22 protein-coding genes and 2 pseudogenes are annotated in these 26609 nt (G+C 67.7%); 10 read left to right on the top strand and 14 right to left on the bottom strand.

Annotated elements, in window-relative coordinates; translation table 11 throughout:
* Positions 1-406: 406 nt before the first annotated feature.
* Genes K9U40_RS03100 through K9U40_RS03090 form a run of 3 tightly spaced genes read right to left on the bottom strand, consistent with a single transcriptional unit; the run spans position 407 to position 1770 of the window.
* Complete coding sequence (locus tag K9U40_RS03100) at positions 407-793, bottom strand: DUF302 domain-containing protein (protein WP_149578546.1); 387 nt, start codon at positions 791-793, stop codon at positions 407-409.
* Positions 794-838: 45 nt separating this feature from the next.
* Complete coding sequence (locus tag K9U40_RS03095; protein WP_245327175.1) at positions 839-1528, bottom strand: c-type cytochrome; 690 nt, start codon at positions 1526-1528, stop codon at positions 839-841.
* Between the two features lie 32 nt (positions 1529-1560).
* On the bottom strand, positions 1561-1770 hold the full coding sequence (locus K9U40_RS03090) for an SHOCT domain-containing protein (protein ID WP_149578544.1): 210 nt from the start codon (positions 1768-1770) through the stop codon (positions 1561-1563).
* Positions 1771-1948: 178 nt separating this feature from the next.
* On the opposite strand from K9U40_RS03090, the gene K9U40_RS03085 reads away from it, so the two are divergent.
* From K9U40_RS03085 to K9U40_RS03045, 9 genes and pseudogenes are all read left to right on the top strand, one after another.
* Positions 1949-2227, top strand: a complete 279-nt coding sequence (locus K9U40_RS03085) for a metal/formaldehyde-sensitive transcriptional repressor (protein WP_138399103.1) — start codon at positions 1949-1951, stop codon at positions 2225-2227.
* Between the two features lie 12 nt (positions 2228-2239).
* Entirely contained in the window at positions 2240-3409 is a 1170-nt protein-coding gene (locus tag K9U40_RS03080; RefSeq protein WP_282888751.1) for a nickel/cobalt efflux transporter, read from the top strand.
* Between the two features lie 63 nt (positions 3410-3472).
* Positions 3473-4186 carry a response regulator gene (locus K9U40_RS03075; RefSeq protein ID WP_149578547.1) on the top strand — a complete coding sequence of 238 codons (714 nt, stop codon included), beginning with the start codon at positions 3473-3475 and terminating at the stop codon, positions 4184-4186.
* On the top strand, positions 4183-5517 hold the full coding sequence (locus K9U40_RS03070; RefSeq protein WP_209483288.1) for an ATP-binding protein: 1335 nt from the start codon (positions 4183-4185) through the stop codon (positions 5515-5517). Before K9U40_RS03075 ends, K9U40_RS03070 begins: the two co-directional genes overlap by 4 nt.
* Before the next feature lie 156 nt (positions 5518-5673).
* Positions 5674-7236 carry an efflux RND transporter periplasmic adaptor subunit gene (locus tag K9U40_RS03065; protein WP_394026695.1) on the top strand — a complete coding sequence of 521 codons (1563 nt, stop codon included), beginning with the start codon at positions 5674-5676 and terminating at the stop codon, positions 7234-7236.
* Positions 7237-7245: 9 nt separating this feature from the next.
* Positions 7246-10377, top strand: coding sequence for an efflux RND transporter permease subunit (locus tag K9U40_RS03060; protein ID WP_209483290.1), 3132 nt, complete (start codon positions 7246-7248; stop codon positions 10375-10377).
* Between the two features lie 12 nt (positions 10378-10389).
* Positions 10390-10764, top strand: coding sequence for a hypothetical protein (locus tag K9U40_RS03055; RefSeq protein WP_149577254.1), 375 nt, complete (start codon positions 10390-10392; stop codon positions 10762-10764).
* Positions 10765-10826: 62 nt separating this feature from the next.
* The gene (locus K9U40_RS03050; protein WP_149577255.1) at positions 10827-12347 is read left to right on the top strand and encodes a multicopper oxidase family protein; all 1521 of its coding nucleotides are present in this window, start codon (positions 10827-10829) and stop codon (positions 12345-12347) included.
* A gap of 98 nt (positions 12348-12445) precedes the next feature.
* A pseudogene (locus tag K9U40_RS03045) lies at positions 12446-13573 on the top strand (MFS transporter).
* Positions 13574-13849: 276 nt separating this feature from the next.
* On the opposite strand, the gene K9U40_RS03040 reads toward K9U40_RS03045, so the two are convergent.
* The 6 genes and pseudogenes from K9U40_RS03040 to K9U40_RS03015 form a co-directional block, all read right to left on the bottom strand.
* Entirely contained in the window at positions 13850-16237 is a 2388-nt protein-coding gene (locus tag K9U40_RS03040; protein ID WP_232847551.1) for a heavy metal translocating P-type ATPase, read from the bottom strand.
* Between the two features lie 153 nt (positions 16238-16390).
* A pseudogene (locus K9U40_RS03035) lies at positions 16391-16747 on the bottom strand (methyltransferase family protein); the annotation flags it as partial.
* A 152-nt stretch (positions 16748-16899) separates the two neighbouring features.
* Positions 16900-17193, bottom strand: a complete 294-nt coding sequence (locus K9U40_RS03030; RefSeq protein ID WP_188079545.1) for a DUF2933 domain-containing protein — start codon at positions 17191-17193, stop codon at positions 16900-16902.
* Positions 17194-17260: 67 nt separating this feature from the next.
* Positions 17261-17860, bottom strand: a complete 600-nt coding sequence (locus K9U40_RS03025; protein ID WP_149577257.1) for a Spy/CpxP family protein refolding chaperone — start codon at positions 17858-17860, stop codon at positions 17261-17263.
* Positions 17861-17862: 2 nt separating this feature from the next.
* Positions 17863-19761 (bottom strand): DUF3141 domain-containing protein, encoded by a 1899-nt coding sequence (locus tag K9U40_RS03020; RefSeq protein ID WP_149577258.1) that lies wholly within the window; start codon positions 19759-19761, stop codon positions 17863-17865.
* 138 nt (positions 19762-19899) lie between these two features.
* Positions 19900-20253: a hypothetical protein gene (locus K9U40_RS03015; protein ID WP_232847539.1), complete on the bottom strand. Its 354-nt coding sequence runs from the start codon at positions 20251-20253 to the stop codon at positions 19900-19902.
* A 128-nt stretch (positions 20254-20381) separates the two neighbouring features.
* Here K9U40_RS03015 and K9U40_RS03010 point away from each other — a divergent pair, with 128 nt between their 5' ends.
* Positions 20382-20591, top strand: a complete 210-nt coding sequence (locus K9U40_RS03010; protein ID WP_012116555.1) for a hypothetical protein — start codon at positions 20382-20384, stop codon at positions 20589-20591.
* A 354-nt stretch (positions 20592-20945) separates the two neighbouring features.
* Here the strand turns inward: K9U40_RS03010 and K9U40_RS03005 are convergent, their stop codons facing one another.
* The 5 genes from K9U40_RS03005 to K9U40_RS02985 form a co-directional block, all read right to left on the bottom strand.
* The gene (locus K9U40_RS03005; RefSeq protein ID WP_012116554.1) at positions 20946-21374 is read right to left on the bottom strand and encodes a hypothetical protein; all 429 of its coding nucleotides are present in this window, start codon (positions 21372-21374) and stop codon (positions 20946-20948) included.
* 137 nt (positions 21375-21511) lie between these two features.
* Entirely contained in the window at positions 21512-21679 is a 168-nt protein-coding gene (locus K9U40_RS03000; RefSeq protein ID WP_188079546.1) for a hypothetical protein, read from the bottom strand.
* Between the two features lie 385 nt (positions 21680-22064).
* Complete coding sequence (locus tag K9U40_RS02995) at positions 22065-22988, bottom strand: DUF2493 domain-containing protein (RefSeq protein ID WP_012116552.1); 924 nt, start codon at positions 22986-22988, stop codon at positions 22065-22067.
* Positions 22989-23327: 339 nt separating this feature from the next.
* The gene (locus tag K9U40_RS02990) at positions 23328-24365 is read right to left on the bottom strand and encodes a DUF7146 domain-containing protein (RefSeq protein ID WP_149577259.1); all 1038 of its coding nucleotides are present in this window, start codon (positions 24363-24365) and stop codon (positions 23328-23330) included.
* Positions 24366-24457: 92 nt separating this feature from the next.
* Positions 24458-26521 carry a ParB/RepB/Spo0J family partition protein gene (locus K9U40_RS02985; RefSeq protein ID WP_012116550.1) on the bottom strand — a complete coding sequence of 688 codons (2064 nt, stop codon included), beginning with the start codon at positions 26519-26521 and terminating at the stop codon, positions 24458-24460.
* Between the last annotated feature and the right edge of the window lie 88 nt (positions 26522-26609).

Genomic DNA, 26609 nt, shown 5'->3' with positions numbered 1-26609 from the left:
CCCTGGTCCAGGGCGACAAGGGCGAGCACAAGCTCATCTGGTCGCGATGACCGGCCACGGGCGCTCCGCTTCCCGCGGGGCGCCCGCCTTCCACCCTCGCAATTATGCGGAGCAGAACCCCCGCCGACCGAGCCCGACAGATTGACCTATACGATCAGTGCCGTATCGATCGGCGTCTTCTTGCCCGAATCCTGCGCCGCTGCACGATCCGCCGCGACCAGAGCCAAGCCGAAGGCAGAAAATCGAAGCAAGGAAGATCTCTCTGGAACCGAGATGCTATCATCCATTTGCGCGGAATAGTCCGCGCATTCAACGTGATAATGCGGCGACGCGCCCTTTCCAGTAAGCCTAAATAAATCCAGGCGCCGGGAGCGACCCATGAGGATGCAATGCGCCCGAAACCGTGTCAGAGCGAACCGATCACGCTCTTGAGCTTCGCCTGGACGTGTTCGGCCGCCTGCTTGAGCCGCGGATTGTCGATCGCTTGCATTGAGGCGACGGGATCGATCGCCGCCACTTCGGTGTTGCCGTCCCCCTTGTCCTGCACGATGACGTTGCACGGCAGCATCGTGCCTACCTTGTCCTCAATCTCAAGCGCCTCGTGGGCAAGCGCCGGGTTGCAGGCGCCGAGAATGCGGTAGGGACGGAAATCGACATTGATCTTCTTCTTGAGAGTGTCCCTGACGTCGATCTCGGTGATGATGCCGAAACCCTCGCGCTTGAGCGCCTCAGTCGTCAGCCGCACGGCGTCATCGAAGCCGAGCGCAAGCGTTTTGGCGAAATAATAGCTCATGGTTCACTCCCAAGGCGTTCTTGCAAGACGCGAATATAGGAAAGTTCAACGCAGGCCGGAGAGATATTCGGCCACGGCCCTCTTATCGGCTTCGCTCAGCGCCGCCGCGATACGGCCCATCATTGTCGACGACGGACGCGCGCCACTCGCGAAGCGATCCAATTGATCGACGATATATGCCGCATGCTGTCCATTCAGATAGGGAGCGTCGGCCATCATGCCCATCATCGGCATCCGCTCCATCATGCCGCCTCCCATCATGCCCGTCACGGGCATGCCGCGTTGGCCGGACGCACGGTGACACATGGCGCAAGCGGGCATTCCCGCGAAGAAGATGCGCTCTCCAATCGCCGCCAAGCGTTGGTCCTTGACCGCGTCCGCCTTGCGCGACTGCTTGCCATAAAAGCTCGACGCATTCGCCATGTCGGCGTCGCCGAGGTCTGCCGCGATTGGCGCCATGATGTCCGACCTGCGAGTCCCATTCCTGAAGGCCCAGAGTTGGCGATAAAGGTAAGCCGGACTTTGACCCGCCAGTTTCGGAAATTGCGATTCGCTGCTATTGCAATCCGCGCCGTGGCACTCGGCGCATTTGGCATCGGCCACATGGCTTCCTAGCGCCGGGTCGCCTGCGCGCGCGCCATCCGATTGTCCCCGTGAGGCTCCCGTCATGGCGAGTAAACCTGCTCCAGCGATGAGAATGATCGCACCCGCTAATGAGATCGCCATCTTGCTCATTGTCATGGCTCCGCGACGTCACCCGGTCCGGATCAGGCGCTGAGGTCGCGCTTTTCCTGGAGGTATTCGTCGCGCTGGATTTCTCCCTTCGCGCAGTACTCACCGAGAATGTCGAGGCCTCGCGAAAGGCTTCGATCGTTACCGATCCGCACGGCGCCTCCAAAGAAGGAGAGGACAAGCGCAACGATCCCAACTGTCAGAAGCACCAGCAACAAAAAGGAGAGGATGCCGTCGGCATCCATCCCCAGCTATGTCTATCAGCCCGAGGGCCGTTCCACCACATCGGGGTCATTGCGCAGATTGCCAAAAGCCCGTCCGCCCCGATGTCCGCGGCCGGTTCCGCAAGTTCCCGTATTTGGCCCTGCCGCCGAGCGAAAGGAACGATTTATATAGGGTACCCCCCTATATTATAAACCCGTGATGGCACACACGATCAAGCACAAGACCAAGCTTCTCGCCCGCATCCGCCGAATCAAGGGGCAGGCCGAAGCCGTGGAGCGCGCGCTGGAAGCCGAGATCGGCTGCACCGACGTGTTGATGCTGGTCGCCTCCATGCGCGGCGCCATCAACGGACTGACGGCGGAGCTGATGGAGGACCACATCCGCCATCACGTGGTGAACCCGGACGCCGAGCCGGACCCCGAGCGTGCCAAAGGCGCCGCCGACCTGATCGAGGTCGTCCGCACCTACCTCAAGTGATCTGAGAGCAAGATGACTGCGTTTACAGACCTGCTCCAGCAGGGGGCCGCGCACGCCTGGCTGTTCATCCCCTCGGCCATCCTGCTCGGTGCCCTGCACGGGCTTGAGCCGGGCCATTCCAAGACGATGATGGCCGCCTTCATCATCGCCATCCGCGGCACGCTCACCCAGGCCGTCCTGCTGGGCCTCGCCGCAACGGCCTCGCACACGGCGGTGGTCTGGCTCATTGCCCTCGGGGGGCTGTATTTCGGGCAGCAATGGGGTGGCGAGGCCAGCGAACCCTATTTTCAGCTCGCTTCAGCCGTGGCGATCATCACCATCGCCGCCTGGATGGCCTGGCGGACGTGGCGCGAGCAGAGCGACGCGCATCACCACCATGAGGACAAGACCCGTCTCCTCTCGACCGCAGAAGGGGAACTGGCGCTCGACATCTTCGAGGATGGCGTGCCGCCGCGGTGGCGCATCTCCAGCCCCGGCGGGCGCATGCTTCCTGACGCCGAGCGCGTCTTTCTCGAAACCCTGCGGCCCGGCGGCGGCCGTCAGGTCTTCCCGTTCGTGCACCGGGGTGAATTCCTCGAGAGCACGCACGATATTCCCGAGCCCCATGCCTTTTCAGTGGAGCTTCGCATGCGCCTCGCCGACGGCGGGGAGGAGGTCCATGCCCTCGTGTTCAAGGAGCATGACCATGCCCACATGAATCTCGGCGACGAGGACGACGCCCACGCCCGCGCCCACGCCGCCGATATCCGCAATCGCTTTGCCGGCCGCCCGGTGACCACCTGGCAGATCATCGTCTTCGGACTGACGGGCGGGTTGATCCCGTGCCCGGCGGCGATCACCGTGCTGCTGATCTGCATGCAGCTGAAGGTCTTCAGCCTCGGCTTCGTGCTGGTCCTGTGCTTCAGCATCGGCCTGGCGCTCACGCTGGTGTCGGCCGGCGTGCTCGCGGCCCTCAGCGTCCGGCACGTCTCGCAACGTTGGTCGGGCTTCAGCGCCTTCGCCCGGCGCGCGCCCTATGCCTCGGCCGCGCTGATCCTGATGGTCGGCCTCTACACCGGCTGGCTCGGCTGGCATGGTCTTTCACGGGAGCACGCTCCGTCGGCCGGCATCAGCGCGGGCGCGGTGCAAGGCGATTTCTTGCCTGCGCCAACTTCGTATGGCGAAGCACGCCGGCTGGGATAAAAGGGCTTGTCCGCAGAGCAGCCGTCGCGCCCGCAGGACGGCCTCGCAGGAGTGCGTCACCCCGTGTCTCCCGAATGCCATATCCTGATCGTCGATGATGATGCCGAGATCCGACGCCTCGCCGGCAAGTTCCTGCGCGAGCACGGGCACAAGGTCACCGCGGCACAGGATGCGCGCGAGATGCGCGAGGCAATGAAGGCGGGGGCGGTGGATCTCATCATCCTCGACATCATGCTGCCCGGCACGAGCGGGCTCGACCTATGCCGGGACATCCGCCGCACGTCGGACGTGCCCATCATCATGCTCACCGCGCGCGGCAGCGACGTGGACCGGATCGTGGGGCTGGAGCTCGGTGCGGACGACTATCTGTCGAAGCCCTTCAATCCGCGCGAGCTGCTCGCGCGCATCCATGCGGTGCTGCGGCGCATGCGGCCTTCGGGCGACGCCACGGCTTCCGGGGGCACCCTGCTCGCCTTTTCCGGCTGGACCCTCGACACCCGCCGGCGCGAGCTGACCAATCCCGAAGCCGTGGTGGTGGATCTGTCGACTGGCGAATATGACCTGCTCCTGACCTTCCTCGAACATCCCCAAAGGGTGCTGACGCGCGACCAGCTGATGGACGCTGCCAAGAACCGCACCGCCACAGGCTTCGACCGCGCCATCGACATCCAGGTCAGCCGGCTGCGCAAGAAGCTTGAGTCCCATGGCGGACCGGAGATGGTGAAGACCGTGCGCGGCGCCGGCTATTTCTTCGTCCCGGAGGTGGAACGCTCGTGATCCGCGCCCTGATCCGCGCATCGGACAGCCTCGCCGTCCGCACCGCCGTGGTGGCGGTGCTGGGCATCGTCGTCGTGCATGTGCTGAGCCTGTGGACCTACGAGCACGCCATGGAGCGCGAGCGCCATGCGGCCCATGCCATCCGCCTCGCCGACCAGATCGTCGCGCTGCGCCGGTCGCTGGCAGCAGCGCCGCCGGAAAGCCGCGAGGATGTGGCCCATGACTTGTCCGGCGGCGCCATCGACGCGCACTGGAGCCGGGAAGCCATGGCCGCACCCGGCCCCCATGCCGCGGAGGGATGGCAGCGCCTCGCCGACGACGTGCGCACGCTGGCGCCTGACCTCGGACCGCAGGATGTGCTGGTGGGCGCGGGCACCGATCCGCACCTCAGCCTGGTCGCCGTGCGCCTTCCGGACGGCAGCTGGCTGAACGCCCGCCTGTTCGCCTCCATGCCGCAGGCGGCCGGGACGCACGGATCGGTGCTCTCCACGACCCTCATGGCGACGGGCGTGCTGCTGCTGTCGCTCGCCATCGCCGCCTGGCTGACGCGGCCGCTCAGGGCCATGGCGCGGACCGTCGCGGCCCTGCCTCCGGACGCCCCTCTGGTGCGGCTCCCGGAGACCGGCCCGACGGAGGTGCGGGAGCTGGCCCACGCCTTCAACGGCATGCAGGCTCGCATCGCGGAGCTGATGGAGCGGCGCACCCAGGCCCTCGCCGCCGTCTCCCACGATCTGCGCACGCCCATGACACGCCTGCGCTTCCGCATGGAGGACGTGGGCGACCCCGCCCTGCGCGAGGCCATGGCGGCGGACGTGGCGGAGATGGAGCAGATGGTGGACGCCACCCTGTCCTACCTGCGCGGCGAGGCCAGCGAGGAGCCGGTACGCCCGCTCGACCTCGTGGCGCTGGTGGAGACGCTGGTGGACAATGCCCGCGACCGGGGCCTTGCCGCCGATCTTGCAGCCCCGCCGCGCCTGGTGGTGGCAGGCCGCCTCGTCAGCCTGAAGCGGATGGTGTCGAACCTGCTGGAGAACGCGCTTCTCTATGGCGGCGCCGCGCATGTCGTGCTCGCGGAGGAGGGCGCCGAGGCGGTGCTGACGGTGAAGGACGAAGGCCCAGGCATTCCGCAGGACCAGTTCGCCGCCGTGCTCGAACCCTTCGTCCGGCTCGACACCTCGCGCAGCCGGTCCACCGGCGGGGTGGGGCTCGGCCTTCCCATCGCCCGTGCGGTGGCCGAGGCCCATGGCGGCACGCTGACCCTCGCCAACGGCGCCGGCGGCGGCCTCGTCGCGACAGTGCGCCTGCCCAAGCTCCAGACTGAAACAAACTGATACAGAAGCGATACGCGGCGTGACAGCCCGTGCGCTATCTGGCTCCCGTACCGGATTGAGGATCGGACGGGTTGAAGGATGGTGCGTCATTTCATGCGGAGAGTTGGCCTTGGGTCGTGGGCCCTTCTCGCCGGCCTGGTGCTGGCGACGGGCGCGATGGCGCACGAAGGCCACGACCACGGCGCGCCTGCCGCGCCTCAGGTAACGTCTCTCGCCCCCCGTGCCGAGGCCGCCTCCGCCGATTTCGAGCTGGTGGCAGTGCTGCGCGACGGCATCCTCGCCATCCACCTCGACCGCTTCACCGACAACGCGCCGGTGGACCGCGCGACCATCGAAATGGACACGCCCGAAGGCGCGCAGACCGCAAAGCCCGAGGAGCCCGGCACCTATGTGGTTGCCGCTCCGTTCGCCGCGAAGCCGGGCACGCACGACCTCGCTTTCACGGTCACGGCCGGCGGCACGGTGGACGTGCTCGCAACCACTCTCACGGTGCCTGCGGCTTCGGTGACGGCCGACCCCAGAGCCACTGCGCCGGCGGCGCTGGCGCTGCTGGGCGGATCGCAATTGGGCTTGGGTGCCGGCGTCGTTATCGGCTTTCTCGCGGCCGTGCTCTTGATGTCGCTGCGGCGGCGCACGGCGGCACTCGTTCTCGCTGCCGGTCTGGGGCTTGCCTCCGCCGCGCTCCCGCCGGATGCGCAGGCCGCGGATACGCCGAAGCCTTCCGCACGCGATGCGGCCCAGCGCCTGCCCGACGGCTCGGTGATCGTGCCGAAGCCCAGCCAGCGCATCCTCGGCGTGCGCACCATCGTCACGGCTTCCGCCAGCCATGCCCGCGCGGTGGAACTGCCGGGGCGGGTGGTGCCGGATGCCAATGCCAGCGGGCTCGTGCAGACGGCGGTGGGTGGGCGGCTGGCACCGCCGCAGGGCGGCTTCAAGCCGCTCGGCACCAAGGTCGCGGCGGGCGACATCCTCGCGTTCGTGCACCCGCCCATCGGCGCCTCGGACCTCAAGGACCTGGAGCAGCAGGGCTTTGAGCTGGACCAGCAGATCGCCATCGTGAAGCGCCGCTATGAGCGCCTGTCGGCTATCCAGAACGCGGTCACCCGCCGCGAGGTGGAGGAGACGGAGATTGAGCTGAAGGGTCTACAGACTCGCCGCGCCACGCTGGAGCGGGTGCAGCGCGAGCCGGAGGCGCTGCGCGCGCCCGTTGCCGGCATCATCGCCACCTCGGACGCGGTGGCGGGACAGATGGCGGACCCGAACACTGTGGTGTTCCGCATCATCGATCCGGATCGGCTGTGGGTGGAGGCGCTGGGTTTCTCGCCGGACATGGGCCGCTCCGGGGCTTCCGGGCGATTGCCCGATGGCCGCTCCGTCGCGCTCACCTTTCTGGGCGCGGGGATGTCCGACCGCAGCCAGGCCGTTCCGCTGCAGTTTTCCGTCACCGCGGGTGCCGAGGGGCTGCGTCCAGGCCAGTTTCTCACGGTCCTCGCGGAGGCCGGCGCCCCGCGCATGGGCATCGCCATCCCCCGCACGGCGGTGGTGCGCGGGGCGAACGGTCAGGCCATCGTCTATGAACATGTCGCAGCCGAGCGCTTCGTTGCGCGCGAGGTAAAGACGGAGCCCCTCGATGCCGGCCGCGTGCTGGTGGTGGCCGGCCTGCCGCCCGATCGCCGCGTGGTTACCGAGGGCGCCGAACTCATCGACCAGATCCGCTGAGGCCGGCCGATGTTCAGCTTCCTCGTCACCCAGTCCCTCAAAAACCGCCTGCTGGTGCTGGCGCTGTCCCTCGTGCTGGTGGTCACCGGCGCCTTTGCGGTCACCCGCCTGCCGGTGGATGTGCTGCCCGACCTCAACCGGCCCACCGTCACCATCATGACCGAGGCGGAGGGCCTTGCCCCGGCCGAGGTGGAACAGCTTGTCACCTTCCCGTTGGAGACGGCGATGAACGGCCTGCCGGGCCTCATCCGCCTGCGTTCGGTCTCGGGGGTGGGGCTCTCCGTCCTCTATGTGGAGTTCGATTTCGGCACCGACATCTTCCGCGACCGCCAGCAGATCGCCGAGCGCATCGCTTTGGTGCGGGACCGGCTGCCGGCGAACGTTGCCCCGCAGATGGGGCCCATCAGCTCCATCATGGGGCAGATCCTGATGTTCGCGGTGACGAGCGACACTGCGTCCCCCATGGCGGTGCGCGAGGCGGCGGACTTCATCATCCGCCCGCGCCTGCTCGCCATTCCCGGCATCGCGCAGGTCATCCCCATGGGCGGGGAAGTGCGGCAGTTCCGCGTTTCGCCGGACCCTGCGGCCATGCGCGCCCATGGCATCTCCCTCGATGCGCTGGAAAAGGCGGTGGCGCAGTTCGGCACCAATTCGGGCGGTGGCTTTGCTGACCATGGCGGGCGCGAGTTCCTGATCCGCAACATCGGCCGCACCCTCAGCCTCGACGACCTGAAGGGGCTGGTGCTGCCCCGCCCCGCCGGCGGCACCGTCTTCCTGCACCAGGTGGCGCAGGTGGATTACGCGGCCCGCATGAAGCGGGGCGATGCCGGCTACATGGGCCGGCCGGCGGTGATCGTCTCGGTGGAGAAGCAGCCGGAGGTGGACACGATCGCCCTCACCCGCGCGGTGGAGGACGCGGTCAACGACCTGAACCGCACGCTGCCCAACGGCATCCGCATTTCGCCGCCGGTGTTCCGGCAGGCCGACTTCATCGCCGCCTCCATCGGCAACGTGGAAAAGGTGCTGATGGAGGCCATGGCGGTGGTGGCCGTGGTGCTGTTCCTTTTCCTCGTCAACTGGCGCACCACCTTCATCTCGCTCACCGCTATACCCGTGTCGATCCTCGCCACGGCCATCGTGTTCCACGCCTTCGGCCTCTCCATCAACACCATGACGCTGGGCGGCCTCGCCATCGCCATCGGCGAGCTGGTGGATGACGCGGTGGTGGACGTGGAGAACATCTTCCGCCGCCTGCGCGAGAATGCCGCCGCCGCGGCGCCGCGGCCGGTATTCGACGTGGTGGTGGCGGCGAGCCGGGAGGTGCGCTCCGGCATCGTCTACGCCACGCTCATCATCGTGCTGGTGTTCGTGCCCTTGTTCGCGCTGCCGGGCATCGAGGGGCGACTGTTCGCGCCGCTGGGGCAGGCCTATATCGTCTCGATCCTCGCGAGCCTTGTCACCTCCGTCACGCTCACGCCGGTGCTCGCCTTTTACCTGCTCCCCGCACTCAGCCGCCATGTGGAGCGGGAGAGCGTGCTGGTGCGGGGTCTGAAGCGCGGATACGCCGGCCTGCTCGCCGCCGCCTTCCGCCACCAGCGCCTCGTGATGTGCGCAGCCGCGCTTCTCTTCCTCGCGGCGGTGGCGGCCGCCGTGGGCCTGCCGCGCGCCTTCCTGCCGCCGTTCAACGAGGGCTCGCTCACCATCTCCATGTCCTTCCGGCCGGGCCTTTCCCTCGCCGAGAGCCATCGCATGGGCCTTGTCGCCGAAAAGCTCATCCTGGACGTGCCGGAGGTGAAGGCGGTGGGTCGGCGCACCGGCCGGGCCGAGCTCGACGAACACGCCGAGGGCGTCCATGCCTCCGAGATCGAGGTGGATCTAGGACCCTCCGCCCGCAGCCGCGCCGAGATCACCGCCGACATCCGCGACCGCCTCGCGGTGCTGCCGGCCGCCTTCAACCTGGGCCAGCCCATCTCCCACCGGCTGGACCACATGCTCTCCGGCGTGCGGGCCGAGATCGCCCTGAAGCTGTTCGGCGACGACCTCGATACCCTGCGAACTACGGCGGAAGACCTGCGGGGGCGCCTCGCCGGCATTCCCGGCCTTGCGGACCTGCAGGTGGAGCGGCAGGTGCGCGTGCCGGAAGTGACGGTGCGCGTGGATTATGGCCGCGCCGCCCTCTACGGCCTCCAGCCCGCGCAGGTGACGGACGCGCTGGAGCGGCTTTCCAACGGCCGCGTGGTCTCCCGCCTCGTGGACGGCGCGCGGCGCTTCGACGTGGTGGTCCGCCTGCCCGATGCGGCGCGCACCACGGAGGGACTTTCGGGCCTGCTGATCGAGACGCCCTCTGGCTGGGTGCCGCTCTCGCAGGTCGCCGAGGTGACGGAGACGGACGGGCCGAACCAGATCCTGCGCGAGGGCGGGCGCCGGCGCATCGTCGTGCTGGCCAACACCTCCGGCGGGCGCGACGTGGCGGTGGTGGTGGCCGACATGCGTGAAGTGATCGCGGCGACCGCACTGCCGGCCGGCATCTCCGCGAGCCTTGAGGGCACCTTCGCCGCGCAGGAGCAATCCATGCGCACCATCGGCGGCCTGTCCGCAGTGTCGGCGCTACTCGTTTTCGCGCTCCTCTACAGCCGCTACCGCTCGGCGCTGTTCGCCGCCATCATCATGGGGAGCGTGCCGCTGGCGCTCATCGGCGCGGTGGTGGCGCTGTGGATCGCCGGGCAGCCCCTGTCGGTGGCGAGCATGATCGGCTTCGTGACGCTCACCGGCATCGCCGCGCGCAACGGCATCCTGAAGATCAGTCACATCATCAATCTCGCCATCGCCGAGGGCATGGCGTTCGGCCCCGCTCTGGTGATGCGCGGCAGCCTGGAGCGGCTGACGCCGGTGCTGATGACCGCCGCGTCCGCCGGCATCGCTTTGCTGCCGCTCATGAGCGGGGCCGAGGTTCCGGGCAAGGAGATCCTCCACCCCGTCGCCATCACCATTTTCGGCGGCCTGGTCAGTGCCACGCTGCTCGACGCCGTTCTCACCCCCGTCCTCGTCCTGCGCCATGGCCGACGCCCGCTGGAGCGGCTGGTGGCAGCGGCGTGGGAGACCGCCCCCTCCACCGCCGCCGCCCGCGCGGACGCCTTCTGACCGGAGCCTGTCATGATCTTTCGCCGCCTTTTGCCGGCCGTCCTCAGTCTCCCGCTGGTCGCCTTGCCCGTCCTGGCCCACGAGCCCGGCGCGGGGGCGAACGGCGGGGTGCGGGTGGATGCCGGCCATTACCACGCGGAGCTGGTGGCCGACGGCACGCCCAATGTCGCGCTTTATCTGAGCGACGGCGCCGACAAGCCGGTGGCGGCCGAGGGCTTCAAGGCCAACGCCATCCTCGTGGTGGACGGCAAGGCCCAGCGCTTTCCCCTCTCGCCCGCCGGCGGCAACCGGCTCGCCGGGACGGCGGCGGTTGCCATCCCAAAGGGCGTGAAGGGCGTGGTCCAGATCTCCGCGCCCGACGGCGCCTCCGCTCAGGCCAAATATTGAAGACCGCCCGAAACCCCTTCGCTTCGCCTCGTCTGCCCGGCGACGAGCCAAAGAGGCCGATCATGACCCGACCCGTGTTCCAATCCGCCCTCTCCCGCCGCGCCGTCCTGACCGGTGGCGCGGCGCTCGGCGCCCTCGCCTTCTCCAGCGGCTGGCAGCGCGCCCTTGCGGCTCCGCTTCTCACGGTGGAAAGCCTCACCCTCGACGTGAACGGCAAGGCGGCGAAGGTGTTCGCCGTTAAGGGCCCTTCCGGCGAGGGCCTCTTCGCCAAGGAGGGAGACCGGCTCACCGGCGCGGTGCTCAACGCCTCGCAGAGCCCTGCGGTGATGCACTGGCACGGCCAGATCTTCGCCCCGCCGGACCAGGACCTCGCCCGTCCCAATGGCGGCGAACTTGCCCCCGGGGGCATCGATCAGGTGGATTTCCGCCTTACCCCGGGCACCCACTGGATGCACTCCCACACCTTGAGCGAGCAGCAATTGCTCGCCGCGCCCCTCGTCACCCGGGAGGCGGACGCGGGCGATGTCCAGGACGTGGTGGTGATGCTGCACGACTTCTCCTTCCGCAGCCCGGAGGAGATCCTGGCCGAACTCGGCGGAGCGAACGCACACGGCGGCCACGGTGGTCACGGCATGGGCCAGCAGATGCAAGGCATGCCGGGAATGGCGATGCCGGGAATGGACCACTCCGGCCACGGCATGGGGGGAATGGGTGCCGGGCCGGGCGCTGGAATGGGCGCCGCGATGCAGGGGGGAGGTATGCAAGGCGGCGGCATGATGGTGCACGCCAACGATGTTGCCTACGACGCCTTCCTTGCCAACCGCCGCACCCTCGCCGATCCCGAGGTGGTGCAGGTGGAGAAGGGCGGTCGGGTGCGGCTCCGCATCATCAATGGCGGCACCGCCACCGCCTTCTTCATAACCGTGCCGGGCCTGAAGGCGACCTGCATCGCGGTCGATGGCACGCCTTGCGCCCCGCTGGTGGCGGATGCCTTTCCGCTCGCCCAGGGACAGCGCATCGACCTCCTCGTGGAGATCCCGGCAGGGGGCGGTGCCTTTCCGGTGCTGGCGCAGGTGGAGGCCTCGCCCCGTCGCACCGGCTTCGTGCTGGCGACGGCCGGTGCTGCCATCGCCCGCCTCGGGGAGACGGCCGACAGACCGCAGGGGCTTCTCGACCTCGCCTTCGAGGGGCGGCTTTCCGCCTTAAATCCTCTCCCGGCGCGGCGGGCGGACAAGGTCTTCCCCATCATGCTGGGCGAGGAGCCGGGCTATCGCTGGACCATCAACGGCCGCATCCACGGGGAGGACGTGCCCTTCAGCGTGCAGCAGGGCGAGCGGGTGGAGATGACCTTCCTGAACCCCACCGGCATGAGCCATCCCATGCACCTGCACGGCCACCATTTCCAGGTGGTGGGCATCGGCGGGCGCCGCTTTGCAGGCGCCCTGCGCGACACGGTGATGGTGCCGCCGCACACGCCCGTGACCATCGCCTTCGATGCCGGGCAGAGGGGCGAGTGGTTCCTGCACTGCCACCACCTCTATCACATGGCCACCGGGATGATGGCGGTGGTGAAGGTGGCTTGACGATCGAGGTGGACAGGAAGCAGCAGGAAGCCTGGCGGGAGGCTGCAGGTCCGCGCCCCGCCATCCCGAGGACCGTCTGGGCCCTCGGCTTCGTCAGCATGTTCATGGAAATCTCGTCCGAGATGATCCACGCGCTGCTGCCGCTCTTCCTCGCCGGCACCCTCGGTGCGAGCGTCGCCATGATGGGCATGATCGAGGGCGTGGGGGAATCCAGCGCGCAGATCGCGAAGGTCTTCTCGGGCTATTTGTCGGACCACTTCGGTCGGCGCAAGCCGCTGATCCTGCTCGGCTACGGGTTCGGCGCCGCATCCAAGCCGTTCTTTGCCCTGGCCGGCGCTCCGGCGATGGTGTTCGCCGCGCGCTTCGCCGACCGCGTCGGCAAGGGCATCCGGGGCGCGCCCTGCGATGCGCTTGCGGCCGACGTCACCCCGCCCGAGATCCGCGGACGCGCCTATGGCCTGCGCCAGGCCCTCGACACGGTGGGCGCCTTCGTCGGGCCGCTGCTTGCCGTCGCGCTGATGGCGCTGTTCGCCGACGACATGCGGGCCGTCTTCTGGGTCGCCCTCGTTCCCGGCGCTCTTGCCGTGCTCTGCGTCGTCCTCGGCGTCGAGGACAGGTCCGTGGGCACGGTTGGAACAGGCCGGCCTCCACCGGTGCGGATCGCGGATCTCAGGCGCCTCGAACGTCCCTTCCTTGTCGTCGTGGCCATCGGTGTCGTCTTCACGCTCGCGCGCTTCAGCGAGGCCTTCCTCGTCCTGAATGCCTACGACGAGGGACTGCCGCTGGCGCTCGCTCCGTTCGTGCTCGTCGCGATGAATGTCGTCTATTCCCTCGGCGCCTAACCCGCCGGCGCCTGGTCGGATCAGGCGCCGCCGGAGCGGCTTTTGCTCAGCGGCCTTGCCGTGCTGGTGGCGGCCGACCTCTCCCTCGCCTTCGTCCCGGGCCTGTGGGGGGCGTTCCTCGGCATCGGCTTGTGGGGCGCGCTCATGGCGCTCACCCAGGGCCTTCTCGCCAAGCTCGTGGCCCAGAACGCCCCGGCGGCGCTGCGCGGATCAGCCTTCGGCCTGTTCAACCTCGCCACTGGCCTCGCGACGCTGGCGGCGAGCCTTGCCGCCGGGCTGCTGTGGGACATCAGTGGCGCCCGGGCGACGTTCATCGTCGGCGCCGTCTTCGCCCTCCTCGCATCCGCGCTCGTGATCACCTTCGATCCCAGCCGGAAGTCCTGAGGCGGTCCCGCCGACCATCGTCGCGGGAGGCGCGCTGGTCCTGTCCGACAGGGGGCGGTGGACAGGCTTGGCCTGCCCACCCCTTTCGTCCCCGGGACGCACTCTCATCGGCCGAGATACTTGAGGAGCGCCGCGATCCCGAGGACGACCAGGACCAGGATCAGGAGGCCGAACAGCCACATCCCCCACATGCCGGAGCCCATCATTCCGTCGAAATTCAGCATGGTTCCCTCCCTGGAGCCGGATCCGTCTCTGCAGTCCAAGAACGAGGACGCCTTAGCCAAGCGGCGTGCGCCGCAGGCGCAGGGCATTGGCGATGACGCTGACCGATGACAGCGCCATGGCCGCGGCGGCGATGATGGGCGACAGCAGAAGCCCGAACAGGGGATAGAGCACGCCCGCCGCCACCGGTATGCCGGCCGCATTGTAGATGAAAGCGAAGAACAGGTTCTGGCGGATGTTGCTCATGGTGGCGTGGCTCAGCTGCCGGGCGCGGGCGATGCCCTGGAGATCGCCCTTCAGCAGCGTCACGCCGGCGCTCTCGATGGCGACGTCCGTCCCGGTACCCATGGCGACGCCGACGTCCGCCGCGGCGAGGGCGGGCGCATCGTTCACGCCGTCGCCGGCCATGGCGACGATCCGCCCTTCCTGGCGCAGCCGCGTCACCACCTGCGCCTTGTTCTCCGGCAGCACCTCTGCTTCCACCTCGTCGATGCCCAGGCGCCGGGCCACCGCCTCGGCGGTCGTCCGATTGTCGCCGGTGAGCATGACGACGCGGACCCCGGCGGCCCGGAGCGCCGCCAAGGCCACGGGGGTGGTCGCCTTGACCGGGTCGGCGATGGCGATGAGGCCGCCGATGCGCCCGTCCATTGCAACGAAGATCACGGTGGCACCATCGGCGCGTAGCGCCTCGGCCTCGGCCGACAGGGGGGAGAGGTCCACGCCTTCCTCGCCCATGATGCGGTGGCTGCCGATGACGAGCTTTTGGCCGTCCACCGTGCCAGTCACGCCCTTGCCCACCGGGCTGTCGAAATCCTGGGCCTCGCCGAGAGGCAGGGCGCGCTCCTCCGCCGCGGCGACGATGGCCGCCGCGAGCGGGTGCTCGCTCGCCCGCTCGAGCGTCGCCGCAAGCCGCAGGAGCGCGTCCTCTTCCAAGGCGCCGGCCGTCTTCAGCGCGACCACCTTCGGCTTGCCTTCCGTCAGGGTGCCGGTCTTGTCCACCACCAGCGTGTCCACCTTCTCGAACCGCTCCAGCGCCTCGGCATTCTTGATGAGCACGCCCATGGATGCGCCGCGACCGACGCCCACCATGATGGACATGGGCGTCGCCAGCCCGAGCGCACAGGGGCAGGCGATGATGAGCACCGCCACGGCGGCGATCAGCCCGTGGGCGAAGCGCGGCTCCGGCCCAAAGATGCCCCACGCCGCAAAGGCAAGGACCGCGATGGCGATCACCACCGGCACGAACCAGCCGGATACCTCGTCGGCGAGGCGCTGGATCGGCGCGCGCGAGCGTTGCGCCTCGGCCACCATGTGGACGATCTGCGCCAGCATGGTGTCCCGCCCCACCTTGCCGGCGCGCATGACGAAGCCGCCGCTCTGGTTGAGCGTGCCGCCGATGACCTTCGCGCCGACGTCCTTGGTGACTGGCATGGATTCGCCGGTGATCATGGATTCGTCCACCGAGGAGCGGCCCTCGACCAGCTTGCCATCCACCGGCACCTTCTCGCCTGGCCGCACGCGCAGGCGGTCGCCCACCACGACCGCCTCCAGCGCCACGTCCTCGTCGCTGCCGTCGTCACGCACGCGCCGGGCGCTCTTGGGGGCGAGGTCGAGCAAGGCGCGGATGGCGCCGCCGGTCTGCTCGCGGGCGCGCAGCTCCAGCACCTGGCCGAGCAGGACCAGCACTGTGATGACGGCAGCGGCCTCGAAATAGATGGCAACCGATCCGTCGGCGGCGCGGAAGGTCGCGGGGAAGATCTGCGGCGCGAAGGTCGCCACCACGCTGTAGGCCCACGCCACGCCCGTGCCCATGGCGATCAGCGTGAACATGTTGAGGCGGCGGGTGACCAGCGACTGCCAGGCGCGGGTGAAGAACGGCCATCCCGCCCACAGCACCACCGGTGTTGCCAACACGAGCTGGGTCCAGTTGGACGCTTGCGCGCCGAGCAGCATGTGGAGATTGGTGAGGTGCCCGCCCATCTCCAGGGCCAGCACCGGCAGCGCCAGCGCAAGGCCGATCCAGAAGCGGCGCGTCATGTCCACGAGCTCGGCGCTGGGACCGGTTTTGCCTGTCGCCACCTCGGGCTCCAGCGTCATGCCGCAGATGGGGCAGTTGCCCGGTCCCAGCTGACGGATCTGCGGGTGCATGGGGCAGGTGTAGATCACGCCTTGAGGCTGACCCTTCGCTGCGGGCGGCGTTTCCGCCGCACCGGCGGTATAGGCAGAAGGGTTTGCGTCGAATTTGTCGTGGCATTTTGCCGAGCAGAAGAAATAGCTCTTGCCGCCGTAGTCCGACCGGAACCCGGCGGTGGCCGGGTTCACCTCCATGCCGCAGACGGGATCCTTGACCATTTCCGTGGGCGCGATCCCGGCGCCTTCGGGCGGGTGAACTGCATGGTCGTGGTGGTGATGGTGGCCGGCGTGCGTGTCGTGCTCAGTCATGAGGGCGGTCTCCGGAGCGAGGGGCTGTCGCGGATGAAATTCCGATACGGGGAAAAAGGCGGGGACGCGGCTGGCATAATCATCCCACGTCGGCCCGAACTCAGTGCGGGCTGCGGCTTCTTCCTGCCGTGCGAGCCGCACATAGACCGAGACGAGAATGGGGAACATGGCGAGCGTGACCAGCGTCGGCCATTGCAGCAGGAAGCCGAACATGATGACGACGAAAGCGGCGTACTGGGGATGCCGCACGCGGGAATAGGGACCTTCGGTCGCGAGGCGGTGATCGCGCTGGGCCGCATAAAGCACGTTCCAGCTCGCGACGAGCAGCCAGAAGCCGCCGAAGATCAGAATATTGCTGAAGATGTGGAACGGCCCGAAATGGGGGTTCACGCGCCATCCGAACAGGGTCTCCAGCAGATGGCCGGCGTCGTGGGACCAGAAATCGACACCGGGAAACTGCCGGCCGAGCCATCCCGACAGGAGATAGATGGTCAGCGGAAAGCCGTACATCTCGGTGAACAGGGCAAGGATGAAGGCCGAGAACGCCCCGAGCGTGCGCCAGTCCCGCGGTGTCTGCAGCCGGGTGAAGCTTGCCGCAAACAGGATGAAGACCGCCGAGTTGATGATCACGAGGCCCCACAGGCCATAAGCGGAGGTCTCGGTCATCGGTTGCCCCCATCGGGACCCGGCGGCCGTTCGCCTGGCTGGTGTCCCGCATGATGGCCGTGGCCGTGATGCATGAACATGTGCATCAGCGGGCAGGCGAGCAGCAGGAGGAAGGGCAGATACCCCAGCGCATGGACGCGGTGCTCCGAGAACAAAAGAAAGGCCACCGCGAGAAGAAAGCCGATGGCGACGATGCCGCCGGGCGAGCGCCAGAAGCTTCGGTGCGGGGCGCGCGTGCCGGTGTCATTGCCGGGCCGCGGCATATGGCCGGTGTCGTCATGCAAGGACATTTGGTCCTCCTCCACCTGAGCGAAGCAGGCCGGCTGCGATCGCCGACCCGCCAGCGAGGTTCGACGCTCACATGGGGCCCATTCCACCCGGCATCATGAGCTGGTCCGCCGTGCGCTTCTGCGCTTCGTCGAACGACGCGTAGAGCGGCCCGAGCGCGGCCTTGAGGCGGCGCACCGCTTCGAGGCGGGCGACGAGCATGCGCTCGTGACCGTCGATCCGCTGCGGCAGGGTCGGCGCCGAGCCGCCCTGCGCGGCCATCATCATCTCCTGCATGTCACCCATCATGGCGCGATTGGCCTTGAGCGCTTCCGTGAATGCGCTCCACAGGGGCTGCTGCGCCTCAGTGATCTTCAGTTCGGCCTTCAGGAAGGCGATGCGCCCTGCGATGCGGTCGGGGTCCATCATCTGGCTCATCCCCATGCCGGCCCCTGCGTTTCCGCCGCCCATCATGCCCATGCCACCCTGGCCCATCATCCCCATCATGCCCGGCCCCATCATGCCTTGAGGGCCACCTGGCGTCGGCGTGGCCTGAGATGGCTGCGGTGCCGGCGCGGCAGCCTGGGGCGCAGCAGGCTGGGCCTCCGGCGGATGGTGCGCGTCCTCGGCGAAGCCCGGCGTCGAGAGCAGCAGCGCGCCGGCGAGCATCAGATTGCGAAACGTCGTCATAGTCAGTTCTCTCCTATCGCTGCGGTCCGGCTGATGCCGGCCGCCTGGAAATCCAAACCGCTCCGTGTATCCTGTGGCCCTGTGCCCTCACTCCTGTGCTGTGGGTCCGCACCGGCTGGGTGGGCACTGCCCACGCCGTCATAGAGACTGTCGAAGAGGCGCTCCCACAGGGCGTCCCGCAGGCGCCGGCCCTGCTCGATCCCCTCGGCGACGCGCGAGACGACGTGCTCCTCCTCGACCTTGAAGGGGTTGTCCGCTGCGGCCGGATGCCGGTCGGCGGCGACCTGCTCCGCGAGCCATCGGACATCGCGCATCCAGGGCATAAAGCCTTCCGACAACAGGTAGCGGCTGGTGCGCATTGGGTGCAGCGTCTCAAGCATCGCCGCCGACCAGGGCGTCGTCAGCGCCCGTACCCAGGGGCTGACGAACGTGCGGTAGAAGGCTTCGTTGCGCTCCGACAGGTCGCGCACGCGCTCGAAGGCAGGGTCCTGCCGGGCGAAGCGGATGTCGGACACCTCGCGCGCCTCGAAGCGGACCTGATAGGCGCCCTCACGGCAATCGGGATCGCCGGACGGATTGTCGATCTTCATCTCGTAGAGGCCGGGCGGGAGCGTCTCGATCCGCGGCAGGCTCTCGAGGATGGCCCGATGCTCCAGCCGCGCAACCTTTGCGGAAACGAAGATGCCGAGGTGACCCACATGGCGGTTGATGAGATAGACGATGCGCTGGCCCGCCGCCTTGAGATCTTCCGTATCCTGGTACACGATCGGTAACCAGCCGAGCGCCTGATGGGGCGGCGTGATGTTGTCGCCATAGGATGCGAAGATCACGAGCGGGTTGCGGATGCGCCTGAGATCCGCATGGCACCCTTCGCAGATCCGGACGCGGCCCTGCTCCAGCCTGTTGCCGACGAAGAAGTTCTCCACGATGGCGAGGATCTCCTCGCGGCTCAGGAAGTAATAGCCGCCCCACCAGCGCTCGAAGGCGAGGAACCGCTCCCGCTCAGTATCCATGTGGGCATAGAGGTTCGCGTACTTCTCCCATACCGCCTCGGGCTTCAGCCCCTCGAAGTTCTGCACCAGAAAGGCGCCGTCGAAGCGTCCGTCCCCGAGGTCGGCGAGAAGGTGTGTCAACCACGCCCCGCCCTCGAAGCCGGCGGCGATGCGCATGGGGTTGATGCCGGTCTCGCCGGCCCAGTAGGACAGAGGGGTCCCGTTCAGCACGGCCGGTCCGGCCAGCCCCGCGCAGTTCGCGGCGAGCAGCGTCACCGCCCAGCCGGCCTGGCAGTTCCCATAGAGCACAGGCGCGGCGCCGGAATGTCGCCATGACACCTCCTCGACGAACCGCCGCAGCACGTGAAGCACGTCGGCGAGCGTCTGCCCCGCGGCGGGCTCTGGATAGAAGGTGACGAAATAGACGGGGTGCCCCTGGTGCAGGGCGATGCCGACCTCGGAGTCCTGCTTGAAGCCACCGATGCCGGGGCCGTGGCCGGCGCGCGGGTCGAGGATCACCACGGGCGGCTTGGCCGCGTCCAGACAATCTTCCAGGCACTCGTCCCCCACGCGGGTCACGCGCAGGAGGGCATAGTTTGCCGGACGCTCGAGCCGGCGGGCATCGAGCAGGACCTCATAGTCGAAGTCGAGCAGAGCCGGCTTACCGGCGCGCTCGTGCGCCAGCATGTTGTCGGCCCGCTGGCGCAGCGTGTCCCAGAACAGGATCCAGCGCTCGGCCACGTCCCTGCCATAGGACAAGAAATCGCGAGCGAACGTTCCGGGATCGCTGGAGAAGGCGCTCCCTTGGGCATTTCGGGTTTGCCGCGGGGTTCCGGTGCCAGTCGGTCCGGATTGTCCAAGCGCAGCCGTGCCGGCCATAGGCTCGGCAAGCGTGTCGCGACCATACATGGAAAGGTCCTCGTTTCGCCATCGGCACGAGGCCGACGCTGATTTCGGGGGCATCTTGCGGCACGTCGACGCGCCGGCGCCCTCAACGGGCGCTGCTTCGCGCGTCCGCCTCACGCCTGAAATGCGTTGAGACCGGTATCAGCTCTGGAAACGCGGGGGATCGAGGCCGGGCAAGACCGCCAAGCCGTCCGCGGCCTGGTTGGCGAGATCAAAGGGCTCTCGAACAAAGGTCAGATCCAGAACGTGCAGGCTCGCGCCGTCGGCCACGGGCACATAGACACTGCAGGAGACGCTGCAGCACTTTCCGTGTTCAGCGGGTTGGGTCGGCTCGTCCGGATGATGATCTGCGGGATCAAGCGAGGCGATCTGGTACGGATGATCCGCCGCAGCTGCGTATGCCGAATCCTCGTCATGGCACGGCGCGGAATAGGCGCTCGCGATGGGTCCGAACAGCATGGCCATTGCCACCAGGATCGCTGGCAGCACCTTCACCCACCCCGCTGCCGACCTGAGCCTGATCATATGCCTCATCGCCTCACCGGCGAACTATGCCTCATCATAGGTGCGCATGAAAGGACCGCCTTGAGCAGGATCAACGCGGGCGCCGACGAGGTCACCTGTTGCACGTGCTGTTCGGCGAGATCATCACGCTGAACACGCTGGGACTGGGCCTGGAGGTGCCGATGTTGGCGTCGATCCGGCCAGCGTCCCTGATCCTCACCCTTGCCGCGCTCAACGCCGTGTTCCGCTTCCACCTCGGCGTGATGACGATTTTGGCAGGCTGTTCAGTGCTCGGACTGCTCTATGGGCTTGCGGGCGGTATCGGGTGAGCCATGAATAATGGCTCTGTTCGACTTGGCGCGTCGACGGACGGATGCCGAACGGGGATGATGGCGGCCTCCGCAACCTCACAGAAGACCGGCCCGATCCTCTTCGGCTTCACGTCCCCCGTTCCGGGCCGGCTCCGTGCACTTCCGCCGCGACGGGTAGGACCAGATAAGATAGCTCCCATCATGCGCTGGTCCGCGACCGACCACGTGGCGTCGTCTCGTCTCAAGTAATCGCGATCGACCGCCGCTTGGGCCTCTGCCACAATCCGGACGGCGCCACCGATCCGCATCCTCGGACAGCATGGATGGCAAGGCTCTTTCGGCTCCGGCCCTGCCGAATGACATGGAGCGTGCTCAGATCTGCGCAAGGTCCCAACTGGACGCGCTGGCCGCGACCCGCAACAGCGTCGTGACGCCGATGGCAATAGCGCCGATGATCGAGAAGACGATCTGCCACGTCTCGGACGGCATGGCGAGCTTCGCGATGCCATGCGTGGCGTGATAGCCGACGATGACGGCCGGGATGACGAAGGCGAGCGCAAAGAGGAGCCGCGCCCACATCGGACGAACGACCGCGAACAGAACCTGGCCGATGCCGAGCGTGATGCCCCCGGCGATCAGGCCAACGACGATCGCACCGAGCCAGCCCGCGCCGGTTTGGTGTGCCCAAGTGCCGGCGCTGACAGCGGCGAAGAACGGCAGCGCGAAGACCGCGAGCGTAAACAGCAGCCAGCAGAATAACGCGATGGCGGCGAGACCAAGCAGGATGCCGAGGAAAATCATGGTGGTATCTCCATAAGGAAAGCTCTGACGGTTGCGCCTTCCACCACCACCACCGCGGCGCGATCACCAGCATAGCAAGGGAAAAAGCCGCCGGAATCCCTGCAATGGGGATGCTCGGGACTTCCGCGCTCCCTCCGCTATCTGGCGAAGGGATCAATCTCCCAGACGATCTGGGAGGCATCGCCGTCGAATTCGTCGGCCGGCACGACCGAGAGGCTGCCGTCGCCGGCGCGAAAGATCACGATGACGACCATCAGGGTCTTGGCAAGGCTGAGGGCGAAGGCCTGCGCATCGGTAGAGGACATGGGGTCCGGCTCCTGCTCGAAGCGGAGGACCATCCCCCGCTGACAGGCGCCCGATTGGTCCGGCCGATGGCCGCAATCACCGCGACGGCGAAGCGGAGCGGCGGCACGCGGTGCGTAGCCGACCCCTTGCGGGTTGATGGCGTCAGGCCCTCGGCCGGACCAAGGATCAGCGCAAAAAAAGCGGGGGTGGATGGTCGCTCGAAGATCGGCAGGTGCGGCCGTCTCCCTGCATAAGCTGACTCTGGAGGCTTTGTTCAGCTACACGTCTGATGAGTACAGGTCCTGCTCGTCAGTCCGGTGAAAATCGATAATGGAGCCAGCACTTTCATGAGAAACGTTCAGGGCTCGTGAAATTCGATTCCGATGGTCGAGAAGGGGGCAGCGCTCATGCGCCGCCTGACCCGAACCGATAGACCGGGATGCCGAGCTTGCGGGCCTTGTCGGCGAGGTTGTCCTGGATGCCCGTGCCGGGGAAGATAATGACCCCGATGGGCATGACCGAGAGCATCTGGTCGTTGCGCTTGAAGGGGGCGGCCTTGGCGTGCCGTGTCCAGTCGGGCTTGAACGCGACCTGCGGCACCTTACGGGCATCGGCCCAGCAGGCGGCGATCCTCTCGGCACCCTTGGGCGAGCCACCGTGCAGCAGCACCATGTCAGGGTGCTTCGCGCGGACCTGATCGAGCTTCGCCCAGATGTGCGTGTGGTCCATCGTGTCGCCGCCGGAAAAGGCGATCTTCGGACCTGTGGGCATCATCACCTCGGTCTCAGCCCGCCTGCGGGCGGCGAGGAAATCGCGGCTGTCGATGAGGGCTGCGGTGAGGTGCCGATGGTTCACCAGGGATCCGGAGCGCGGGCGCCAGGCTGAGCCGGTGTGCCGTTCGAAGGCATCGGCAGCCTCGTCGCGCATCAGCTCGAAGGTGTTGCGGCGTTCCATGAGGCTCTGGCCCTCGGCGATGAGTCGCTCCAGCTCCGCCGAGCGCACCTCGCTGCCGTCCTGTTCCTGCTGGCTGCGGCGCTGGCCTTGCTCGTTGTCGTCAAGGGTGCCCGAGATACGGCCGGCGGCACGGTGGAAGAGATGGACGGTCGACCACAGGAGATCGGGAAGGTCCGGCTCGAGGCGAGTGTCTTGCAGCGTCGCGATGAGGGCATCGAAGATGTCGGCAATTGCGCCGGTGATGCGGTCGGCATCGGGAAGCGGCCGCGGATCCGTTTCGTCGTCCGAGGGACGGTAGCCATAGAGCTGAAGTTCCTGCAGCAGGTGATCGGTGGGAGAGGAAGCGTGGCGGGGTCCGTCGTGCTCGGTGCTCATGGGAGGCTCCGTCGGTTGGACCGCAGCCTTGCGGCCTTCATGGCGACGAAGCCGGCGGGCGGGACGGACCTGCACCCCGCGGGAAGCGCGGGGCCGGAGCGTGAGCGGAGGATGGCGAAGGCCGGGGATTTTGCTTCGCGATGGAACGCCGCGTGTCGGGGCCCTGCGACGCCTGCGTCGTGGGGAAACACCGGCGACGGAAAATCACCGGCCGGAGCCATTGCCGGTCCGGGACGACTGCCGGCCGATCGCCCTCTGGAAGGCCTGGCTGCGGGTTCTCTGTCGGCGGTGGGTATCAGAGCGTGGCGGAAGAGCATTCCCGCTCGCAGCCACTCCAGATCATGGGCTCGTCACGGACAAGCGGGCGACGTCCTCGGGAGCAAGCTGACATCGGAGTTGCGCCCGCAAGGCGTCAACGCCAAAGGCGCGCAGATCTTCGTTGAAGTCGCCAAGCGTCGGCGAGAGCACGATGGCCTCGATCCCGGTGGAGTTCGCTCGTGCAATGAGGCTGTCCCGTGCCCTGTTGCCGGCCGGATCGGTGTCGCGGGCGATGTAGAGCCGCCGTAGCCCGGGTGGAAAGGCGATGGCGGAAAGGTGGGCGGCCGAGAGCGCCGCTGCCGTCGGGAGGCTTGGCAACACGCCGCGGAGGGAAAGGATCGTCTCGATGCCCTCTCCGGCAGCCATCACGTCATCAACTCGGCCGAAGCGAACGGCATGCTCCAGCAGGTGACCTATGGCCCGCCGGGGCGTGGCGATTGCCGCCTTGTCCGATCCGTCCGGAGCGAGCCACGTCCGGTGGATGCCCATGATCCGTCCCCTGAGGTCGGTGACGGCAGCGATCATGGCCGGCAGGGGTTGAATGGGCCCGTGCGCAGCCGGGCGATAGAAGCAGCGAGGATGAAAGCGCAAGCTTCCGGTTTCGTGCAAAGCCGAGATGCCGCGGGTCCGCAGATACGCCTCTACGATTGTGCCCGAAATCGGCTCTGCAGCGGCGAACAGCCGTCGTGCCGAGATGACCGGATCACGTGAGGAACATTGCTTTCCGCCATGAGGAGCTTCCGCGTCTGGTGAGATTGGTGGAAGGCGCAGAAATGCTTGAGCCTCTGCGACCACATCGGTGAAGTTGAGCAGGCCCCGGCTTTCGCGGATCACGTCGAGGAGGTCGCCGTGCTCGCCCGTGGCAGCGTCGGTCCATTTTCCGGCTGGGCCCTTCGCGGTGTCCGTCAGCCGCACGAACATGGAGCGGCCGGGAGAGTTGCGAACATCGCCGACCTGCCAATAGTGCCCCTGCCGTCGGCCCGCGGAGAGATAATGGCGGCAGACTGCCTCCGCCTGCCGCCCCAACTGCCGGGCCAGATCATGGGTCACATCCGTCATGGGGACGCTCCAAGAAAATGGCCCGCCGTCCGGGCCACGCGATAGGGGGGATCGCGGAGCCACAGACGGCGGGCCAGGTTGCCCGGGGAGGATTATTCGGCAGCGATCGAGGAGGAGATCGCTTCGGGCTCCTCAGTGTCGGCGAGGTCTTCGCTGTCGGCCATGGCCGTTTCGCCGTCGGTCTCCGCCGTTTCCTCGCCGACGGTGTCCAAGGGCTGGGTCCGCAGCGCCTCCGGGAGCCAGCCGCTGTCGGCGAGGAGGGTCTCGGCCTCCCGGGCCATGTCGCCCTTCTTGAGGTGGGCGATCCGCTCGGCCGGGCGCTCCCCCTTGGCCTCGGTCACCGCCTGCAGGATGCGGGCCTTGGTGACCCTGCCGAGGAAGGTGTCCACCGTGGGCTTCCATCCGACGGCTGCCATGTCGAGCGACACCGCCTGCGCCAGCCTATCGGCATGGGCGAAGGCGCGGGGACGGCGGTTCCAGGCCTCATGCACCGCATTGACCGAGAGGCTCACCACATGGGCGAACAGTGCGGCCCGGCTGTCGTGGTCCCACCCGCTCAAGGTGTCCCAGAGCGTGCCCGGCTCCTTCGGCAGAGCCTTGGCCCAGCTCTCATGCCGGACACGAATGGACTCGGCGGAGACGCTGTCATTGAGGCCCGGCGCCTGGGCATTGAACGAGACGCTCTTGAGATCGAGCTCAAGGCAGCTGTCCGAGCCATAGGCGTAGAAAGCTTTCAGCGTCAGGGCATGGACCGCGGCAAGGAAGGCGACGTCAGGCTGCTCGCCCAGCGAATGGCGCAGGCCGAGGGTGCGGTGGGTGGTCAGCTCCGTGAGCAGCCGGTCGGAGATGGGGGTGAGGCCGTCCTCCTCCTCGGGCTCGCCAGGAGCATCGCCTGCTGCCGCCTCCTGCCGAGGGGATGAGGCCACGAGGTTGGCACCGTCGGTCTCGATGGAAGGGTCATGGTCCTCCTCGACCGGCACCTCGTCCTCCGGGCGGACGAAACCCCGTTCCACCCGGAGCTTTCCATCCTGTGCGATGCTGACGAAGGCGCCGGCCCGGGCGACCTCCGCCGGATCGAACGCGAGAGGACGCGCTTCGAAGGCCTCCAGCATCGCCTCGAGTGCCCCGAGCCGCGCGTCGACCTCTTCGGGAAGCTCGTCGACATCGGCATGTTCTTCGGACAGACGATCGTATTCCCCCTGGGCTGCCTCCCGCGCAGCCTCCTCCGCTTCGGTCAAATGCATGGGCTCGCCCCGCAATTGGCGTAGGCCATAGGTGTGGCCATAGGCGAAGTCCGGCGCGACCTCGATCCACTTCCAACCCTCGCTCCGGATCACGTCGGCCTCGGCGACGAGCTTCTCGGCCACCATCCGGTCGACGAGGGGCACATCCTGCAGCCAGCCACCGTCATCGCCCTGGAACAGGTCGCGCAGCACCGTGCCGCCGGCCATCTCGTAGGCCTCGATGCCGATGAAGCGGGCCCGCTTGTCGGATGCCCGCACCGCGCCCTCCGTCAGCATGCGCCGGATGACATAGGGCTGCTTGTCGTAAGCTTGGGCGAGACGCTCCAGCACCTGCTCCTGCCGTTCATGGTCGCCCGATACGGTGAAGGCCATGAGCTGGTCGAGGGTGAGGCCATCCTCGGCATAGGTGTCGAGGAGCGTCGGAGAGAGCGAGGCGAGCTTCAGCCGCTGCTTCACCACCGCGACCGAGACGAAGAAGGCGGCGGCGATCTCCTCCTCGGACTGGCCCTTCTCCCGCAGAGCGAGAAAGGCACGGAACTGGTCGAGGGGATGGAGCGGCGCGCGCTGGACATTCTCGGCGAGGGAATCCTCCTCGGCGATGCCGCCCTCACGGACAATGCATGGCACCGGGGCCGTCCTGGCGAGGCGCTTGCGCTTCACCAGCAGCTCCAGCGCCCGATAGCGCCGCCCGCCGGCCGGGATCTCATACATGCCGGTCTCGACGCCGTCGGGATCGACCACGGCTCGGACATTGAGGCCCTGGAGCAGGCCGCGCCGGGCGATGTCCTCGGCGAGTTCCTCGATGGAGACGCCCGCCTTCACCCGGCGGACGTTGGCCTGACTCAGCACCAGCTTGTTGAAAGGGATGTCGCGGGAGGACGAAAGGGTGATCTTCTGAACGGCCGTGGCCATGGGATATTTCTCCGCGACGGGCGGCCAGAGAACCTCTCTCTGGCCTCCAACCCGTCACGAAGGACGGCGCCGCCCTCTTCCTCTGAGG

This window comes from Xanthobacter autotrophicus, assembly GCF_030015065.1.
Classification (GTDB): domain Bacteria; phylum Pseudomonadota; class Alphaproteobacteria; order Rhizobiales; family Xanthobacteraceae; genus Xanthobacter; species Xanthobacter autotrophicus_D.
This window is presented reverse-complemented; position numbering and strand designations above follow the sequence as displayed.

Excerpts from the sequence above, each read along its gene's own strand:
- K9U40_RS03100 (WP_149578546.1), bottom strand. The coding sequence starts at position 793 with ATGAGCTATTATTTCGCCAAAACGCTTGCGCTCGGCTTCGATGACGCC.
- K9U40_RS03095 (WP_245327175.1), bottom strand. The coding sequence starts at position 1,528 with ATGAGCAAGATGGCGATCTCATTAGCGGGTGCGATCATTCTCATCGCT.
- K9U40_RS03090 (WP_149578544.1), bottom strand. The coding sequence starts at position 1,770 with ATGGATGCCGACGGCATCCTCTCCTTTTTGTTGCTGGTGCTTCTGACA.
- K9U40_RS03085 (WP_138399103.1), top strand. The coding sequence starts at position 1,949 with ATGGCACACACGATCAAGCACAAGACCAAGCTTCTCGCCCGCATCCGC.
- K9U40_RS03080 (WP_282888751.1), top strand. The coding sequence starts at position 2,240 with ATGACTGCGTTTACAGACCTGCTCCAGCAGGGGGCCGCGCACGCCTGG.
- K9U40_RS03065 (WP_394026695.1), top strand. The coding sequence starts at position 5,674 with ATGGCGCACGAAGGCCACGACCACGGCGCGCCTGCCGCGCCTCAGGTA.
- K9U40_RS03060 (WP_209483290.1), top strand. The coding sequence starts at position 7,246 with ATGTTCAGCTTCCTCGTCACCCAGTCCCTCAAAAACCGCCTGCTGGTG.
- K9U40_RS03055 (WP_149577254.1), top strand. The coding sequence starts at position 10,390 with ATGATCTTTCGCCGCCTTTTGCCGGCCGTCCTCAGTCTCCCGCTGGTC.
- K9U40_RS03050 (WP_149577255.1), top strand. The coding sequence starts at position 10,827 with ATGACCCGACCCGTGTTCCAATCCGCCCTCTCCCGCCGCGCCGTCCTG.
- K9U40_RS03040 (WP_232847551.1), bottom strand. The coding sequence starts at position 16,237 with ATGACTGAGCACGACACGCACGCCGGCCACCATCACCACCACGACCAT.
- K9U40_RS03030 (WP_188079545.1), bottom strand. The coding sequence starts at position 17,193 with ATGTCCTTGCATGACGACACCGGCCATATGCCGCGGCCCGGCAATGAC.
- K9U40_RS03025 (WP_149577257.1), bottom strand. The coding sequence starts at position 17,860 with ATGACGACGTTTCGCAATCTGATGCTCGCCGGCGCGCTGCTGCTCTCG.
- K9U40_RS03020 (WP_149577258.1), bottom strand. The coding sequence starts at position 19,761 with ATGTATGGTCGCGACACGCTTGCCGAGCCTATGGCCGGCACGGCTGCG.
- K9U40_RS03005 (WP_012116554.1), bottom strand. The coding sequence starts at position 21,374 with ATGATTTTCCTCGGCATCCTGCTTGGTCTCGCCGCCATCGCGTTATTC.
- K9U40_RS03000 (WP_188079546.1), bottom strand. The coding sequence starts at position 21,679 with ATGTCCTCTACCGATGCGCAGGCCTTCGCCCTCAGCCTTGCCAAGACC.
- K9U40_RS02995 (WP_012116552.1), bottom strand. The coding sequence starts at position 22,988 with ATGAGCACCGAGCACGACGGACCCCGCCACGCTTCCTCTCCCACCGAT.
- K9U40_RS02990 (WP_149577259.1), bottom strand. The coding sequence starts at position 24,365 with ATGACGGATGTGACCCATGATCTGGCCCGGCAGTTGGGGCGGCAGGCG.
- K9U40_RS02985 (WP_012116550.1), bottom strand. The coding sequence starts at position 26,521 with ATGGCCACGGCCGTTCAGAAGATCACCCTTTCGTCCTCCCGCGACATC.